The organism is Agrobacterium pusense (genome assembly GCF_013285525.1).
GTDB classification, from domain to species: domain Bacteria; phylum Pseudomonadota; class Alphaproteobacteria; order Rhizobiales; family Rhizobiaceae; genus Agrobacterium; species Agrobacterium pusense.
On sequence record NZ_CP053856.1, the window covers coordinates 2,113,799 to 2,130,042 of the forward strand.

Annotated in this window: 16 protein-coding genes; 9 read left to right on the top strand and 7 right to left on the bottom strand. The window is 60.6% G+C overall.

The genetic code is table 11. The annotated features are described in order from the left end of the window. Nucleotides 1–51: 51 nt before the first annotated feature. A complete protein-coding gene (locus HQN82_RS10430) occupies nucleotides 52–663 on the bottom strand; it encodes a biliverdin-producing heme oxygenase (protein ID WP_112765890.1) in 612 nt (203 codons plus the stop codon). Nucleotides 664–957: 294 nt separating this feature from the next. On the opposite strand from HQN82_RS10430, the gene HQN82_RS10435 reads away from it, so the two are divergent. The 9 genes from HQN82_RS10435 (at nucleotide 958) to HQN82_RS10475 (ending at nucleotide 9,882) form a co-directional block, all read left to right on the top strand. Next, nucleotides 958–1,842: a dihydrodipicolinate synthase family protein gene (locus HQN82_RS10435; protein WP_112765891.1), complete on the top strand. Its 885-nt coding sequence runs from the start codon at nucleotides 958–960 to the stop codon at nucleotides 1,840–1,842. 20 nt (nucleotides 1,843–1,862) lie between these two features. After that, nucleotides 1,863–2,519 carry a GntR family transcriptional regulator gene (locus tag HQN82_RS10440; RefSeq protein WP_112765892.1) on the top strand — a complete coding sequence of 219 codons (657 nt, stop codon included), beginning with the start codon at nucleotides 1,863–1,865 and terminating at the stop codon, nucleotides 2,517–2,519. Nucleotides 2,520–2,619: 100 nt separating this feature from the next. After that, nucleotides 2,620–3,948: an ABC transporter substrate-binding protein gene (locus HQN82_RS10445; RefSeq protein WP_045532247.1), complete on the top strand. Its 1,329-nt coding sequence runs from the start codon at nucleotides 2,620–2,622 to the stop codon at nucleotides 3,946–3,948. After that, complete coding sequence (locus HQN82_RS10450; RefSeq protein ID WP_004443501.1) at nucleotides 3,948–4,886, top strand: carbohydrate ABC transporter permease; 939 nt, start codon at nucleotides 3,948–3,950, stop codon at nucleotides 4,884–4,886. The genes HQN82_RS10445 and HQN82_RS10450 overlap by 1 nt, the downstream gene beginning before the upstream one ends. 14 nt (nucleotides 4,887–4,900) lie before the next feature. Then, entirely contained in the window at nucleotides 4,901–5,722 is an 822-nt protein-coding gene (locus tag HQN82_RS10455; protein WP_169538611.1) for a carbohydrate ABC transporter permease, read from the top strand. Nucleotides 5,723–5,754: 32 nt separating this feature from the next. Continuing rightward, the gene (locus tag HQN82_RS10460; protein WP_173614865.1) at nucleotides 5,755–6,813 is read left to right on the top strand and encodes an ABC transporter ATP-binding protein; all 1,059 of its coding nucleotides are present in this window, start codon (nucleotides 5,755–5,757) and stop codon (nucleotides 6,811–6,813) included. Nucleotides 6,814–6,833: 20 nt separating this feature from the next. Further along, complete coding sequence (locus HQN82_RS10465; RefSeq protein ID WP_112765893.1) at nucleotides 6,834–7,793, top strand: sugar kinase; 960 nt, start codon at nucleotides 6,834–6,836, stop codon at nucleotides 7,791–7,793. A 143-nt stretch (nucleotides 7,794–7,936) separates the two neighbouring features. Further along, on the top strand, nucleotides 7,937–8,995 hold the full coding sequence (locus HQN82_RS10470; protein WP_112765894.1) for a DmpA family aminopeptidase: 1,059 nt from the start codon (nucleotides 7,937–7,939) through the stop codon (nucleotides 8,993–8,995). Nucleotides 8,996–9,015: 20 nt separating this feature from the next. Continuing rightward, nucleotides 9,016–9,882 carry a D-amino-acid transaminase gene (locus HQN82_RS10475; protein ID WP_112765895.1) on the top strand — a complete coding sequence of 289 codons (867 nt, stop codon included), beginning with the start codon at nucleotides 9,016–9,018 and terminating at the stop codon, nucleotides 9,880–9,882. Nucleotides 9,883–9,935: 53 nt separating this feature from the next. Here HQN82_RS10475 and HQN82_RS10480 read toward each other — a convergent pair whose 3' ends face one another. From HQN82_RS10480 to HQN82_RS10505, 6 genes are all read right to left on the bottom strand, one after another. Continuing rightward, nucleotides 9,936–10,832 carry a LysR substrate-binding domain-containing protein gene (locus HQN82_RS10480; protein WP_004443513.1) on the bottom strand — a complete coding sequence of 299 codons (897 nt, stop codon included), beginning with the start codon at nucleotides 10,830–10,832 and terminating at the stop codon, nucleotides 9,936–9,938. Between the two features lie 202 nt (nucleotides 10,833–11,034). Further along, a complete protein-coding gene (locus HQN82_RS10485; RefSeq protein ID WP_112765896.1) occupies nucleotides 11,035–12,546 on the bottom strand; it encodes a serine hydrolase domain-containing protein in 1,512 nt (503 codons plus the stop codon). Nucleotides 12,547–12,759: 213 nt separating this feature from the next. Beyond that, nucleotides 12,760–13,500: an ABC transporter ATP-binding protein gene (locus tag HQN82_RS10490; protein ID WP_077987235.1), complete on the bottom strand. Its 741-nt coding sequence runs from the start codon at nucleotides 13,498–13,500 to the stop codon at nucleotides 12,760–12,762. Beyond that, the gene (locus tag HQN82_RS10495; protein WP_004443518.1) at nucleotides 13,497–14,327 is read right to left on the bottom strand and encodes an ABC transporter ATP-binding protein; all 831 of its coding nucleotides are present in this window, start codon (nucleotides 14,325–14,327) and stop codon (nucleotides 13,497–13,499) included. The genes HQN82_RS10490 and HQN82_RS10495 overlap by 4 nt, the downstream gene beginning before the upstream one ends. 3 nt (nucleotides 14,328–14,330) lie before the next feature. Then, nucleotides 14,331–15,233, bottom strand: a complete 903-nt coding sequence (gene nikC / locus HQN82_RS10500) for a nickel transporter permease (RefSeq protein WP_004443520.1) — start codon at nucleotides 15,231–15,233, stop codon at nucleotides 14,331–14,333. Further along, nucleotides 15,230–16,243 carry an ABC transporter permease gene (locus HQN82_RS10505; protein ID WP_034498671.1) on the bottom strand — a complete coding sequence of 338 codons (1,014 nt, stop codon included), beginning with the start codon at nucleotides 16,241–16,243 and terminating at the stop codon, nucleotides 15,230–15,232. The genes nikC and HQN82_RS10505 overlap by 4 nt, the downstream gene beginning before the upstream one ends. Between the last annotated feature and the right edge of the window lies 1 nt (nucleotide 16,244).

Below are 16,244 nucleotides of genomic sequence, written 5' to 3' on the forward strand. Positions count from 1 at the left end.
GGGGGCATTTCTGCGCGATGAGGACAACAACCGCGCAGTTATGCGAAACCCTCAGCCCATCCGCTGCTGCGCATAAGCATGGACCGCCCGAAACGCCTCTTCAGCGCCGGCAACAACACGCTCTTCTTCTTCCACCGTCAGCGAAATTTCATCGAGGGCCGCAGTAAAGGTGCGCCAGTGCAGGCCACGTCCTTCCGGTGCGCCGGCCAGATGGCGCGCGCCGAATTCTTCATCCAGACCGAGCTTGGCTGCATCCTTCAGCAGGAAGGCAGCGCCAAGATTGGAGCCCTCGACCACGTAAAGCCAGCCCATAGCCTCCGGCAGATCGAAGGGCGTTTCGGCGGTAAAGCGCGGTTCGGACGTTTCCGGAATGGCAAGACCGAGATCGGCAAGGTCCTGCTCGATCATGGGAAGACGACGACGGCCCTTGAGGTCGGGGAGCAGACCATCAAGCGTGTGATTGGAGAAAAAGGCATCGAGATCGCGGTGGAAGAGATATTGCGTTTCCACGAATTTGCCGAAGTTCTCCCGGCTCTCGAACGGCTTCGCCGCCATGATGAAGGCATCCAGATCGCCATGCGCAGCGCGCGTTGCAGCTTTCAGGCGCTTGACGCGGCTCTGCTCGATCTCTGCTACAGGCGCTGCCGGCTCGGCGATGGTCATGATGATGGTCCCTTTATCCCTATATTCAGACTGCCTGATAAAAATCTTTACTCCAACAGTCAAATTTATTTTCGCACTATCGACACGCCTTGGAAAGAGCATGGGGCCGCCATCTCCCTGGCAGGACAGCCTACTCTAAGCTTCCTTGACCCTTCGTCTCAACACCTGACGGCGCGGCCTGAAACGAAGAGAAACCTCAAATCGCACTTCCGGACAATCATATTGCAATTAGCTCTTTACAACTAACATGTCAGCATGCCATCAATTCGTAGTCACCTTGGAGGAGCATCTTAATTGACCCAGAAATTCGGCCTTTCGGCAGCCCTGACAACCCCTTTCAAAACGGACGGAACGGTCGATATCGATGCCATGATCGCCCATGCCCGCCGCTGCCTGTCCAATGGTTGCGACAGCGTGACGCTTTTCGGTACGACGGGCGAAGGATGCTCGATCGGCAGCCGCGAGCGGCAGGTCATTCTCTCCCGCTTCATCGAGGCGGGTGTTGCGCCTGCCCGTCTGGTCACTGGCGTTCTGGTGGATTCCGTTGAGGACGCGGCCGACCAGTCGGCGGAAGCGCTGAAAGCCGGTGCCCGCAATATTCTGCTCGCGCCCCCCTCCTATTTCAAGAATGTCAGCGATGACGGCCTGTTTGCCTGGTTCTCGGCGGTGTTCGAAAAAATCGGCAAGGATGCACGCGACATTCTCGTCTACAATATTCCTTCCGTAACCATGGTCACCTTGTCCGTAGAACTGGTCGGAAGGTTGAAAAAGGCATTTCCCGGCGTCGTCACGGGCGTGAAGGATTCCTCGGGCAACTGGAGCCACACCGAGCGCTTGCTGAAAGAGCACGGCGATCTCGCCATCCTGATCGGCGACGAGCGCGACTTGGCCAAGGGTGTTCGCCTCGGCGGTCAAGGCGCCATCTCCGGCGTCGCCAATTTCCTGACCCAGGAAGTGCGCGCCATGGCCGTCGACGGCAAGGATGACAAGCGCGTCGAGGATCTTGTTGTGGAACTTCTGAAATTCCCGGTTACACCAGCCGTCAAGGTGCTGGTATCACACACGACAGGGGAAAATATCTGGTCGGATGTGCGTGCACCGCTGGTGGCGATTTCACCTGAGGATCGGCGGCAGATCGAAGGCGCTTTCGACGCGCTGTTTCGCAGGCAGGCCGCCTGAACGGAGCTGAAAGGTTGAGCATGGACGACGCCGGCGAACAGACATTGCGGGAACGGGCGTATGAAAGCTTTACGCATCACCTTCTCTCGCGTGATGTTCGCCCGGGGCAATTCATCTCGCAGCGCCGCCTTGTGGAACTGACAGGTCTACCCCTCGGCGCGATCCGAGAGGCAATTCCGCGGCTGGAGGCGGAAGGGCTGATCAAGACCGTGCCGCAGCGGGGATTACAGGTCGCCCATATCGACATCAATCTCATCCGCGAAGCATTCCAGTTCCGTATCTTCCTCGAAAAGGAAGCCGTGGCGCTGTTTACCCGTTCTGCCTCAGACGCAGCTATTGCGAAACTGTTGAAACAGCACCGCGATATCGCCGAAGCGGCCGAAAATGGCGGGGAATCGCCGGAACTGGAACAGCACGCGCAGCAGGTGGATTGGGGCATGCACGATGCCTTCATTGATGCGCTCGGCAATTCGATCATCTCGAATGCCTACCGGGTCAATTCCATCAAGATGCGCCTCATCAATCAGGAGCGCTTTCGCATCGCCGGCCATGTGAAGTCGGTCATGAAGGAACATCTCGCCATTCTCGAAGCCATCGAGAGGCGATCCGTGGAAGACGCCGTGGAACGGCTGACCGCCCATATCCGCAACGCAAGGGACAGGGCGCTGGCGGTTTAAGGCAAATCCGGCGGGACAAAGAGGGTCTGCGCCGGCCTTGCAGGGAATAAGCAACAAGCCGGGGTGAGGAGAATTTCCGGCTAACTGGAGGAGAACAGACATGACGCATTCATTGCTCAACCCCACGCGCCGCGCCTTTCTGGCAGGCACGGCGGCGCTTGGCGGCAGCGCGGTGCTCGGCATTCGCCCGGCATCGGCGGCGGTGAACTGGAAGAAACACGCGGGCACGACGCTCGAAGTCAACCTCGTCAAAAGCCCGCGCAGCGAAACGCTGATCAAATATCTCGGCGAGTTCGAAGAACTGACCGGCATCAAGGTCAACGCCGAAGCGACACCGGAACAGCAGCAGCGCCAGAAGGTGGTGATTGAACTTTCCTCCGGCAAGCCGAGCTTCGACGTGGTGCATCTGAGCTACCATGTGCAGAAGCGCCAGTTCGAAAAGGGCAAGTGGCTGGCTGATATCAGCGGCTTCCTGAAAGACCCGTCACTCACCGATCCGTCGTTGGCCGAAAAGGACTTTGCCGAGGCCGGCATGCTGTTCGCCAAGGACAGCGACGGCGTGCTGCGCTCGCTGCCCTTCTCGGTGGATTACTGGATCGTCTACTGGAACAAGGAGCTCTTCGAAGCCAAGGGCCTGAAATACCCTGAAACTTTCGAGGAGCTGGTAACGGCGGCGGAAAAAATCACCGATCCCGCAACCAATACCTATGGTTTCGTGGCGCGTGGCCTCAAGAACGCCAATACGCCGGTCTGGACCTCGCTGATGCTCGGCTACGGCGCAAAGCCGATTGTCGACGGCAAGGTCAACACCGAGTCCAAGGAGGCGGTTGAAGCGGCCAAGCTCTATCAGCGCCTGATGACCAAAGCCGCGCCTCCAGGCGTCTCCGGCTTCAACTGGGCGGAAGCGCAGTCTGCCTTCCTGCAGGGCAAGATCGGCATGTGGTTCGATGGCGTCGGTTTTGCGCCGCCGATCGAGAACCCGGAAAAATCCCGCGTCGTTGGCAAGGTCGGTTATGGCGTCATGCCGAAGGGCCCGGCAGCGCAGGCCGCTGGCACATTCGGTGATGGCCTCGGTGTCGTCGAAGCCAGCAGCAAGAAGGAAGCCGCTTACCTCTTCTGCCAATGGGCGATTTCGCATGAAATGGGCGCTCGCCTTTTGCAGGCGGGCGCCGGCGTTCCGTTCCGCCAGTCCATCCTCGAAGACCAGAAGGTGCGCGAGGGCGTCAAGATGCCGGCTGCCTGGCTGGATGCGGTCGTCGGTTCCGGCAAGGTCTCGCAGCTTGCCCTTCCCGTTATCATTCCGGTGACGGAGTTCCGCGACATCTACGGCGTCGGCCTCACCAACATGATCGGCGGCGCCGACCCGGCGGCGGAACTCAAGAAGGCAACGGAACAGTTCACACCCGTTCTGGCGCGTAGCGAGGGATAATGGCCTCCGTGAGCATCGAAAACACCAAGACAGGCGCCAGTCGCAAAGAAGGGAGCAGGCCGGCAAGGCTTGCTCCCAACTACTGGCCTTTCGTCATACCGGCACTGGTCGTCATTTCGGCTGTCATCGTTTTTCCATGGGTCTTCACGCTCTGGATGAGCGCGCATCGCTGGACGCTCGGACAGGAGCAGAGCTTTATCGGTTTCGAGAATTACGTGAGGCTCGCAAGCGACGCCAGGTTCTGGGAATCGCTCTGGCACACGCTCGTTTATACCGTGCTGTCGGTCGTTGCCCCGCTGTTTCTCGGAACTTTGGCGGCGCTGGTTTTCGATGCGCAGTTTCCGCTGCGCGGTTTTCTGCGCGGCGTTTTCGTCATGCCGATGATGGCGACCCCGGTCGCCATCGCGCTGGTCTGGACGATGATGTTCCATCCGCAGCTCGGCGTCCTGAACTATCTCCTGTCCTTCATCCACATCGGCCCGCTGGAATGGATCTACAATCAGTCGACCGTCATTCCGTCGCTGGTGCTGGTGGAAACCTGGCAATGGACGCCGCTCGTCATGCTGATCGTGCTCGGTGGGTTGGCGGCTGTTCCGCGCGAACCCTATGAAAGCGCGGAAATCGACGGCGCCAATGCCTGGCAGAAATTTCGCTACCTGACCATGCCGATGATCGCGCCGTTCCTGATGATCGCCGTCATCATCCGCTCCATCGATGCCGTCAAGAGCTTCGACATCATCTATGCGATGACCCAGGGCGGGCCGGGCACGGCCTCCGAAACCATCAACATCTATCTCTACAATACGGCGTTTGCTTATTACGACATCGGTTACGGCTCGGCCATGGCCGTCGTCTTCTTCATCATCATCGTGGCGCTTTCCTTCGTGCTTCTGATGGTGCGCCAGCGCTCGCAATGGAACGAGATGGAGGAACACTGATGTCCGCAAAAATCCTGAAACGCAGAAATCTCGACCGGCTCGGCCTGTTCTTCGTGGCGCTGGTGATGATTTCGCCGGTCATCCTGTTCTTCATCTGGATGATCTCGCTGTCGCTGAAATATGAAATCGACAACGGCGCCTATCCGCCGATCCTCATCCCCGAACGCTTCGCCTGGTCGAACTATGTGAAGGTGTTCGAAGAGAACAATTTCTTCCTCTATTTCTGGAATTCGGTTCTCGTGACAGGGGCGGCCACCATTCTGGCGCTCGTCATCGGCGTTCCCGCCGGTTACGGCATCGCGCGGCTGAAGGCGGAAAAATCCGCCGTCGTGATCATGATCGCCCGCATGACACCCGGCCTTTCTTTCCTCATTCCGCTGTTCCTGCTGTTCCAATGGCTGAATTTGCTCGGCACGCTCTGGCCGCAGATCATCATCCATCTTGTCGTGACGGTGCCGATCGTCGTCTGGATCATGATCGGTTATTTCGAGACGACGCCGAAGGAGCTAGAAGAGGCCGCAAGCATTGATGGCGCATCCTCCTGGCAGGTGTTTCGCCTCGTGGCGCTACCGATCGCCAAGCCCGGCATCGTCGTCTCCTTCATTCTGGCGGTCATCTTCTCGTGGAACAACTTCGTCTTCGGCATCGTGCTGGCCAGCCGTGAAACCCGCACCCTGCCGGTCGCGGTCTACAACATGCTGTCCTTCGAACAGGTGAGCTGGGGTCCGCTGGCTGCAGCCGCGTTGATTGTGACGCTGCCAGTGCTGCTGCTCACCATGTTCGCACAGAAACAGATCGTGGCGGGCCTGACCGCCGGCGCCGTCAAGGGCGGCTGAACCATCAAACAAATAAATACGGGAACCTGCACATGGCACCGGTCAATATCCAAAACGTCCAGAAGCGCTTCGGCTCCGTCAACGTCATCCACGGCATCGATATCGACATCAAGGATGGCGAATTCGTCGTCCTCGTCGGTCCTTCCGGCTGCGGCAAATCCACCCTGCTGCGCATGATTGCAGGGCTGGAAGAGCTGAGCGATGGCGAAATCCATATCGGCCCGCGCGAGGTCAGCCACCTGCCCGCCCGCGACCGCAATATCGCCATGGTCTTCCAGAACTACGCGCTTTATCCGCACATGACGGTGAAGGATAATATGGGCTTCGCGCTGAAGCTGAAGAAGGTGAGCGCCGAGGAAACCAAAACCAAGGTCGATAGGGCGGCCGCCATTCTCGGGCTGGAAAAACTGCTCGACCGTTATCCGCGCCAGCTCTCCGGCGGCCAGCGTCAGCGTGTCGCCATGGGCCGCGCGCTGGTGCGCGATCCGCAGGTCTTCCTGTTCGATGAACCGCTCTCCAATCTCGACGCGAAGCTGCGCGTGCAGATGCGCGGCGAGATCAAGGCCATGCACCAGCGCATCGGCACGACGACCATCTACGTCACACACGACCAGGTGGAAGCCATGACCATGGCCGACAAGATCGTGGTGCTGCATGACGGCGTGATCGAACAGATCGGCGCACCGCTGGAGCTATACGACAATCCCGCCAACCTCTTCGTTGCCGGCTTCATCGGCTCACCCGCCATGAACTTCATTCGCGGCCGGGTCGAAGAAGGCGTCTTCCGCACTGCCAAGGGTCTCAGCCTGCCGCTGCCCGCCCATGCCGATATCGGCAAGCTCGGCGGCCGAGACCTGGTCTACGGCGTGCGCCCGGAACATATCCGCGCGGCCGAGACCGGCATTGAAGGCCGGGTCGAACTGGTCGAAGGCACCGGATCGGAAATCTATGCCAAACTCGATTGCAAGAGCGACGACATCGCCTGCCTGTTCCGCGAACGCCTCAATGTCCGCTTCGGCGATACGATCCACATTGCCATCGATCCGGCAACGGTGCATCTGTTCGACAAAGACAGCGGCAAGCGTATTTGAACACGGCAGGAGTGAGCAGCATGGCAGACAATCAGGGCGGCAAGCATGTCCTCTGCGTGGGGGCAGCCGTGCTCGACACCCTGTTTCGCGTTCACGACATGCCAAAGGGTGAAGGCAAGGTCCTGCCCTATGAAATGCTGCAGATCGCCGAAGGCATGGCGTCCAGCGCTGCCTATGCCGTGCATCGCATGGGCGGCCGCGCCAGCCTATGGGGAGCGGTGGGCGACGACGAGACCGGAAGCCGTATCCTTCGCGATCTTAGCGAAAGCGGCATCAACACGAGCGGTATGACGGTCGCGACCGGCGCACGCTCGGCCCTGTCAACGATTATCATCGATAACAGGGGAGAGCGGCTGATCGTGCCGTTCTACGATCACCGGCTGCACGAGAAGAAGCGGTCGTGCACGCCGCAAGACATCGCGCCTTTCGACGCCGTTCTGGTGGATGTGCGCTGGCCGGAACTGGCGCTTGATGTGCTCACGGTGGCGCGCACGCTTGGCAAACCCGCGATTCTCGATGGAGACGTTGCACCCGTCGAAATCCTTGAGAAGCTTGCGCCAGCCGCGAGCCATATCGTCTTTTCCGAACCCGCAGCTGCCCGGCTGACGGGGCTTGAAACGGTGAAAGACATGCTGCCGGTGCTGCATGCTCGCTACCCTGAGACCTTCATCGCCGTTACCGCCGGACCAGCCGGTTGCTGGTGGACCGAGGCGGGTGATCCCAAGGTGCATTTTCAGGAGACGATGTCCATCGAAGCAATCGACACACTGGCGGCGGGCGATGTTTTCCACGGCACGTTTGCGCTCGCAATGGCTGAGCGCATGGAAAGCCGCGCCGCCATCCGCCTCTCCTCCGTTGCTGCCGCGCTCAAATGCACAGTCTTCGGCGGCCGGGCCGGCGCACCGACGCGCGAAGAGACGGAAGACGCAATGCGGCACTGGCTGGAGCGTGATGGCGAACCCGCGCTGCGCGCCTCCTGAGGGCATCCATTGCCCGCATAAAACTATTCCATTTTTGCGATGCCGTTTCCCGGCGAACTAGGCTAACGTCAAGTCAGAGCAAAGCTTTTCGCAAGATGCGCTCGCCTCGACCTCAGCCCGCATTCCGCAAAAGTGATCGCCCGATGCATCAGACGACCCGCCCGAGACTGCGCGATATCGGTTTCCGGCCCGGCCATTTCGAAACCGGCCGGCTCAACGCCATCACCGATGTCGAAGGGGTGGCCGTTGGCCATTCGACCGTCATCGAAGGAGACAAAATACGCACCGGCGCAACCGCGATCCTGCCGCATGACGGCAACCTGTTTCAGGACAAGGTGCCCGCCGCCTTCGCCGTTTATAACGGCTTCGGCAAATTTGCAGGCTCAACCCAGATTGAGGAATTGGGCGAACTCGAAACGCCAGTTATCCTCACCAATACGCTGGCAACCGGTCGTGCCATCGAGGCGATCAACCGCCATACGCTGGGGCAGCCGGGGAATGAAAAAGTCGTCTCGATCAATGCCGTCGTCGGCGAGACCAACGATTCCCGCCTGAACGACATCCGCGCCGGCCGCCCCACCGTTGAGGAAATCTCGTCCGCGTTGAAAAATGCGACCATCGGCCCCATCGCAGAGGGCGGGGTGGGCGCAGGAACCGGCACGGTCGCCTTCGGCATGAAGGGCGGCATCGGCACCGCCTCCCGCCTCGTCACCATTGCCGGTGATGCTTACACCATCGGCGTTCTCGTACAATCCAACTATGGCGGCCATCTGCTGGTCTGCGGCAAACCCTATGTCAACCCTGATCACCAGGACAAGGATGGCTCCATCGTCATCATTGTCGCCACCGACGCGCCGCTCTCTTCCCGCAATCTGAAGCGCTTGGCGGCCAGAAGCTTCGGCGGACTTGCCCGCACGGGTGCGGCACTCAGTAATGGCTCCGGTGATTATGCGCTGGCATTTTCCACCGATCAGCGCCTGCGCCGCACGCCTGCGCGCCGCAAGACCGTTACGGACTACCCCGAGCTTTCCAACGACGCGATCTCGCCGCTCTTCGAAGCCACGATAGAGGCGACGGAGGAAGCGATCCTCAATTCGCTCTGCGCAGCAGAAACGACAACCGGCTTCAATGCCGGCACCGGCAAGGCCTCCACGGTCGAAGCCATTGCCATCGATGCCCTCAAAACCCTTCTTTCAGCCTGACTTTTCCAGACGGAGTTTTCATGACTAGCCCATCCGGTCGCATCGTTTACGTCAACGGCGAGTTCCTGCCCGAAGCGGACGCCCGCCTTTCCATCTTCGACCGCGGTTTTCTGTTCGGCGACGGTATTTACGAAGTTACATCGGTTCTGGAAGGCAAACTGATCGACAGCGATCTGCATATGGCCCGGCTGGAGCGCAGCGCCCGCGAAATCGACGTGGCCCTGCCGGTCACGACCGCGGAGATCGTCGAGGCCGAACGCCGCCTGATCGCCGACAACAATCTCGTCGAAGGCATGATCTATCTGCAGCTGACGCGTGGTGCGGAAGATCGCAACTTCCTGTTCTCTGCCGATCTGAAGCCGACGCTGGTCATGTTCACCCAGGCGAAGAAGCTGATCGGCACTCCGGTCGAAGAGGTCGGGATCGCCGTCAAGTCGGTTCCCGACCAGCGCTGGGAACGCCGCGACATCAAGACCGTCTGCCTGCTTCCGCAGGTCATGGCAAAGCGCATCGCGAAGGCCGAAGGCTGTGACGAGGCGTGGATGATCGAGAACGGTTTCGTCACTGAAGGCGCGTCCTCCACCGCCTATATCGTCACCGCCGATAAGAAGATCATCACCCGCGGCAACAGCAACAAGACCCTGCCCGGCTGCACCCGCCTCGCCGCCCTGCAACTGGCAAAGGAAGCAGGCTTCACGCTGGAGGAACGCCCCTTCACGCTGGAAGAGGCGCTGAATGCCGATGAAGCCTGCCTGACCAGCGCCTCCAACTTCGTGGTTTCGGTCACGAAGATCGACGGCAAGCCGGTAGGCAACGGAAAGCCTGGACCGATGGTAAGCCGCCTGCGCGCGCTCTACCTCGAAAACGCACGCCGCACGGCGATCTGATCGAACGCGTTTTGTTTATCACATTCCAGTCGGAGAACCGCGGCCGGAATGCTCTAGTCTTCGAGAACCGCCCAGATGCGCTCGACAACGGGCCGGCGGTTCTCCTTGGAGCGATAGAGCCTGATATCGACCGCGATATCGTAGGTCGGGTCTGCGGCCCGCACCAGAGCGCCGCTATCAAGCTCGTGCCGCATCAGGCTTTCCGGTACCCAGGCCACACCCCAGCCGGCCATCGCCATGGCCTTCAGCCCCACCGACATGCTGCCCTCATGCACCCGCTCGAATTGCGGCAGCCGCGCGCTCAGGAGATCGCGAAGCAAAGGCCCGAAGAAAGAGGCCTTTTCATAATCCAGATAAGCAAAGGGTTTTCGCGCATTTTCAACCAGCGCATGCAGCGGCGAGCCATCATTCGCAGGCGCGGATACCGGGATGATGTTCTCGGCGCCCAGCACGCGGAATTCGAAAAGCTGCGCATCGAGCAACATCGGCACTTCGGGATGGGCATAGGTCAGAAGGAAATCGCTTTGCCCGTCCACCAGTGAGTTGAGGTTTTCCTCCATGCTGCCGGAATCGGGCCGCAGAACCGAAAACAGCGGCCCGGCCTTCTCGTTCACCCGTTTCAGCCAATCCGGAAAGAAGGTGAAGGATAAAGTATGCAGCGCCGTCAGCCGCACCGTCCTGGCATCCGCCCCCTCCTCCTGAAGAAGCGTGCGCCGTGCGTGGTAAAGCTGTTTCAGCGTTTCCTGGGCGACAGGCACGAATTTCGCCCCCGCCTCTGTCAGCCGGGAAGGATAGGATGCCCGATCGACCAGCGTCGCGCCCACCCAGGCTTCCAGCTGCTTGATGCGCCGGCTGAAAGCCGATTGCGTCACATGCCGCTCATCCGCCGCCTTCGAAAAATTCAGCGTTCCGGCCAATGCCAGGAAATCCTCGAGCCATTTGACTTCCAAGGGTCTGTTCTCCCACAAAGATGCCATCCCGGCCTGCCGGGAACACGGCTCTTTATTAGGAGGAATAGGAGCTGATTGAAACCCGTTAGGAGGTTTCAGGCTGTTGAGGAAATAGCCCGAGCCCCATTCTCGTCATCCCTCGGCTTGCACATCCTCTGGACAGGTCCGAGCATGTGGCGCGCGACGGGGTGGGTCTCAGTCGTTAGCGGCTCCGTGAATATTCAATCATCCGCGCCCGGCTGCAAACCAGCTCGATCCGGTCGTCCCCCAGACGATTGAGGCAGACACGCTTCGTCCATGGCCCATCAATCAGCGTGAAGAGGAAACGGCCATTGCCGAGCGCCTTCAAGGGCATGCTGCGGCGGACGGGGCCGATGCCCATCGTCAGTGAGGAGCCGTTGATCGAAAATTCAGCGCCCTCATCCGAACGCCACGACCCCGACAGATCATCCGGCACCGTATGCTCCCCGACCGGTAGGAAACGGCGCGTCGCGTGGCCGGCCTCGCCGACGATTGCATCGCCCTCAAGCCTCAGACGCATGGGCGACGATGCGGAGCGGGAAGAAACCCAGCCATCGACATCTTCATAGAGCGTGTCATCGCCATCGATGAAGGTGGATGTGCTGCCCTTGATCTCCAGCCACCACGGACCGCTTTCGGTGACATAGAGGCCTTCCGGCAGGTTGGCGGCCGGCTTGGGCAAAGGCAGGCCGGTCAAAGCCGCCATGCTTTCAAGCGCGATCTTGAAACCGTTGGTATCTTCGCGATTGGACACCACGACGAATCCCGTGCCGTTTTCGGGATCGAGCAGGAAGTAAGTTTTGTAGCCGGGATGAGAACCGCCGTGGCCGACAAACCGGCGGCCGCCCAAATGCGACCAGCGCAGACCGAGGCCATATTCGCTCATCCGCCCGTCGGCGAGCGGCCGCTCAGCCGAAAGCCTGTCGAGAACACCCGCAAAGCTGCCCTCGCCCCGCATCAGCCCCTGCAGCCAGCGAGCCAGCGCGTCGGCACTGCCTGCAAGGCTGCCGGATGCGGAGATATGCAGTCCGGCAGCAGAAAGCTGCCAGTTCTCTTCAGACTTCCAGTAACCCGGCACCAGGCCGTTGACCGGATCGTTCCAGACGTCAGGCGCTTTCAGAAACACGTCGAACGGCGCGGCAATCTGCGTCTGCACGAAATCGTCGAAACGGAAACCCCGGCGCTCCAGCGCCGCTTCGACCAGACGGTAACCGGTATTGGAATAGGACACCTCGCTGCCGGCATCGAAATTCAGCCGGGTCAGCCGGGACAGGTATTCGAGAAGCGGTCCGGCCTTCGTTTCGGTATAGACGGAAAGCCCAAGCAAGGAGAGACACTCGCGCGTGTCCGGCAGGCCGCCGCTCATATCCAGCGCCTGCCCGACCGTGACGTCGCGCAGCGGCGATTGCAGCTCCGGCAGATGTTTGCCGAGCGGATCATCGAGACCGATCAGATCCGCATGGGCCAGAACCATGGCGCAAAAGACATGCTTGGTGACTGAGGCATACCGTACCACGCTCTGGGGGGTGAATGGTGCAAAGGTCGAGAGGCTCTCGACACCGCCGGCATGGGTAAAACGGATACCATCGAGATCAAAACCGATGACCGCCCCGCCCGGCTCGTTGCCTGTCCACTGCGAGACGAAGGTCTCTGAAAGGGCTGACGCGGCGTTCCAGTCGAGTTGCTGTGGCATGGTTTGGTCTCTTATCTCGTCGTCTTTACAGAAAAGCCTCGGCACCGCCGCTTGCTTCTTCTCCCCGCCGGGGAGAAGGTGGCCCGAAGGGCTGGATGAGGGGGCGACGCCAGCGATATGCGGAGAGCTGGCCCCCTCATCCCGCTGCCGCGGACTTCTCCCCGCCGGGGAGAAGAAGCGAGCGGCACCCGCTCGATCCATGGTCGCGTGGACTCAGGCCGGCTCTTCCAGCCGGATGCTCAGGCTACGCAGCTCTTCCGTATGCGGATGTTTTGTCCGTCCCTCGCGCAGATCACCCGCGCTCAGCTGCTCCACCATCTCCCCATTCAACATCACGCCCACGTGCGGGCAAAGATGCGCAATGACAGCCAGATTGTGGCTGACGAGAATATAGGTGAGGTTGCGCGCGGCACGCAGGTCCTGCAACAGGTTGAGGATTTCCGCCTGCACCGACACATCGAGCGCTGAAGTCGGCTCATCAAGCAGCAGCACCTGCGGATCGGCGATCAAGGCGCGGGCAATCGCCACGCGCTGGCGCTGGCCACCGGAAAGCTGATGCGGAAAACGGAACCGCACCGCCTGCGGCAGCGCCACATCCGAGAGCGCCTGCTGGATGCGCTTTTCGATATTGTCCATGCCATGCACCAGCGGCAGTTCGCTGAGGATACGGTCGATGGTCTGGCGCGGATGCAGCGACCCGTAGGGGTCCTGAAACACCATCTGCACCTGCCGGAAGAATTCCGGCGTACGACGCAGAGGGGCATCCTTGCCGGCAAAGGCAATACGCCCTTCCCAGCTTTCATTGAGGCCGGCCATGGCGCGCAGGATGGTGGACTTGCCCGAGCCGCTTTCACCGACGATGCCGAAGCTGCCGCCCTTTTCCACCGAAAAGGAGACGCCCTTCACCACTTCGCGGTCGCCGAACTTGATACGGAGATTATCGACGTCGATCATTGGCTGGACCACGCTGCATCACGGTTGAGAACGGGAAGACGCTCGCGCGGATGCGTCAGCGAGGGAATGCAGTTCAAAAGTCCCTGCGTATAAGGATGCTGGGCTTTCAGAAGCTCGGAAGCCTTCAGCTCCTCCATCACCCGGCCGGAATACATCACCGCAACACGATCGCAGAAATGCGAAACGAGCGGCAGGTCATGGCTGATGAGGATAAGACCCATGCCCCGCTCCGACACCAGCTCCTCGATCAGCCGCAGGATTTCCGCCTGCACCGTGGCGTCGAGCGCGCTGGTCGGTTCGTCGGCAATCAGCAGCTCCGGATCGGGGGCGAGCATCATGGCGATCATCACGCGCTGGCCCATACCGCCTGAAACCTCATGCGCATAGGACGAGGCGACCTGACGCGGATTGCGGATTTTCACCTGATCGAGCAGCGCGATTGCCGCTTCCATGGCGGCTCGCTTGCTGCCGCCCTTGTGGGTGCGCCATGCTTCGGCCACCTGCGCACCAATAGTCTTCACCGGGTTCAGCGAATATTTCGGGTCCTGCAGGATGAAGCCGGCCCGCTTGCCGCGGATCTGGCGCATCTGCCTTTCGCTGGCGGACAGCACGTCGATGCCATCGAAGGCGAGCTTGTCGGCGCGGATATCGGCATTGGAGGGCAGGAGCTTCATCAGCGCCCGCGCCGTCAGGCTCTTGCCGGAACCGGATTCGCCGACGATGCCGAGTTTTTCAGTGCCGAGTTTCATGGAGACACCACGCACCGCCTCGAAACGGCTGGTGCGGGTCTGGAAGGCGATCTTCAGATTTTCGATTTCGACCAGCATGGCTCAATGTCCCTTCGGGTCGAGAACGTCGCGCAGGCCATCGCCGAGGAAGTTGAAGGCGAGCGAAACGAGGAAGATGGCGATACCGGGAATGGTGGCGACCCACCATTGTTCGAAGATGAAGCGCTTGGCTGTCGCAATCATCGCGCCCCATTCCGGCGAAGGCGGCTGCGCGCCCATGCCGAGGAAGCCGAGGCTGGCGGCGGTGATGATGATGGAGCTCATGTCGAGCGTGATGCGCACGATAAGGCTCGGCACGCATAGCGGTGCGATATGCCGGGCGATGATGCGCCAGGCGGAAGCACCGGTCAGGCGATAGGCCGCGACGAAATCGCTGCCGCGCACCGTCATGGTTTCAGCGCGCGCCAGACGCGCATAAGGCGGCCAGGCGGTGAGCGCGATGGCGAGAATGGCGCTTTCGACGCCCGGTTTCAGCGCCGCGACAAAGGCCAGCGCAAGGATGAGCCGCGGAAACGCTAGAAACACGTCCGTCACGCGCATCAGCACCGTATCGACGATGCCGCCGAAATAACCGGCGATGCAGCCGATGGCGAGACCGATGGGTGCCACGAGAACGACGACGGCAATGACCATACCAAGCGTGACGCGACCACCGTAGAGAATACGCGAGAGAATGTCGCGACCAAGCTCATCCGTGCCGAACCAGTGTTCGGCGCTCGGGAACGCCAGACGGTTGCCGAGGTTTTGCGTCGCCGGATCGTAGGGAGCGAGCAGCGGCGCCAGCAGCGACAGCGCGATGAAGAGGACGATGATCGTTAGACCGACCACCGCCAGCGGATTGGACTTGAGGTTGAGCCAGATGCGATACCGGTTGCCCCAGGCAGCCTGTGTTCGCGAATGCGGCGTCTCATCCAGCGCCCAGTTTCTGAAATTAGCTAACATCATCGAACGCGAGGATCCATAACTCTGTAAAGCACGTCTGCGAGCAGGTTGAGGGCGACATAGATGAAGCCGATCAACAGGGTTGCTCCGACGACGGGGTTCATGTCCGCGTTCATGAGCGAGACGGTGAGATATTGACCAAGGCCCGGCCAGCTGAAGACGGTTTCCGTCACCACGGCGCCTTCGAGAAGGCCGGCATAGGTGAGCGCGAGAACCGTGACGAGCTGCACGGCGACCGTCGGGAAGGCGTGTCCCCAGATCACGGTCATGGCAGAAAGCCCCTTGGCGCGGGCGGTGATGACATATTCGCCCTTCAGCGCGTCGATCATGAAGGCGCGCGTCATGCGGGTGATATAGGCCATGCTGAAATAGGCGAGAATGCAGACGGGCTGCACCATATGGGCGATGGCGTCGTAAAAGGCGTCCCAGTCGCCCGCAAGCAGCGTGTCGACCGTCATCAGGCCGGTAACCTGCGTGATCATGCCGTCATAGATGATGTCCTGACGCCCGGGCCCCGGTGCGACGCCAAGCGTGGCGTAAAAGACGAGCAGCGAAATAAGCGCCAGCATGAAGACCGGCACGGAGTGGCCGGCAAGGCAGACGACGCGGATGACCTGATCCGTCAGCTTGCCCTGCTTGACAGCGGCCCAGACACCAAGCGGAATGCCGATCAGCGCGGCAAGAATGAGCGCTGCGGTGGCAAGTTCGAAGGTGGCGGGGAAAACGCGCTTGATATCGATCCAGACCGGATTGCGGGTCAGGATCGAATTGCCGAAATCGCCATGCAGAACCTGCGTGACATAATGGAAAAACTGCACGACCAGCGGCTGGTCGAGACCCATTTCGGCCCGGACCCGCACGATGACGTCTTCGGGCGCATTGTCGCCGACCGCCGCGATGACGGGATCGACGGGCATGACGCGCCCGATCATGAAGGTGATGATCATCAAACCGAACAGCGTCAGGAGGACGCTGCTCAGTATCGACGATATGCTTTTAACGCGCTTGTTCAAT

Coding starts and splice junctions, on each gene's coding strand:
- nikC (WP_004443520.1), bottom strand. CDS start 15,233: ATGATGTTAGCTAATTTCAGAAACTGGGCGCTGGATGAGACGCCGCAT.
- HQN82_RS10485 (WP_112765896.1), bottom strand. CDS start 12,546: ATGCCACAGCAACTCGACTGGAACGCCGCGTCAGCCCTTTCAGAGACC.
- HQN82_RS10430 (WP_112765890.1), bottom strand. CDS start 663: ATGACCATCGCCGAGCCGGCAGCGCCTGTAGCAGAGATCGAGCAGAGC.
- HQN82_RS10450 (WP_004443501.1), top strand. CDS start 3,948: ATGGCCTCCGTGAGCATCGAAAACACCAAGACAGGCGCCAGTCGCAAA.
- HQN82_RS10495 (WP_004443518.1), bottom strand. CDS start 14,327: ATGCTGGTCGAAATCGAAAATCTGAAGATCGCCTTCCAGACCCGCACC.
- HQN82_RS10470 (WP_112765894.1), top strand. CDS start 7,937: ATGCATCAGACGACCCGCCCGAGACTGCGCGATATCGGTTTCCGGCCC.
- HQN82_RS10440 (WP_112765892.1), top strand. CDS start 1,863: ATGGACGACGCCGGCGAACAGACATTGCGGGAACGGGCGTATGAAAGC.
- HQN82_RS10465 (WP_112765893.1), top strand. CDS start 6,834: ATGGCAGACAATCAGGGCGGCAAGCATGTCCTCTGCGTGGGGGCAGCC.
- HQN82_RS10460 (WP_173614865.1), top strand. CDS start 5,755: ATGGCACCGGTCAATATCCAAAACGTCCAGAAGCGCTTCGGCTCCGTC.
- HQN82_RS10445 (WP_045532247.1), top strand. CDS start 2,620: ATGACGCATTCATTGCTCAACCCCACGCGCCGCGCCTTTCTGGCAGGC.
- HQN82_RS10475 (WP_112765895.1), top strand. CDS start 9,016: ATGACTAGCCCATCCGGTCGCATCGTTTACGTCAACGGCGAGTTCCTG.
- HQN82_RS10490 (WP_077987235.1), bottom strand. CDS start 13,500: ATGATCGACGTCGATAATCTCCGTATCAAGTTCGGCGACCGCGAAGTG.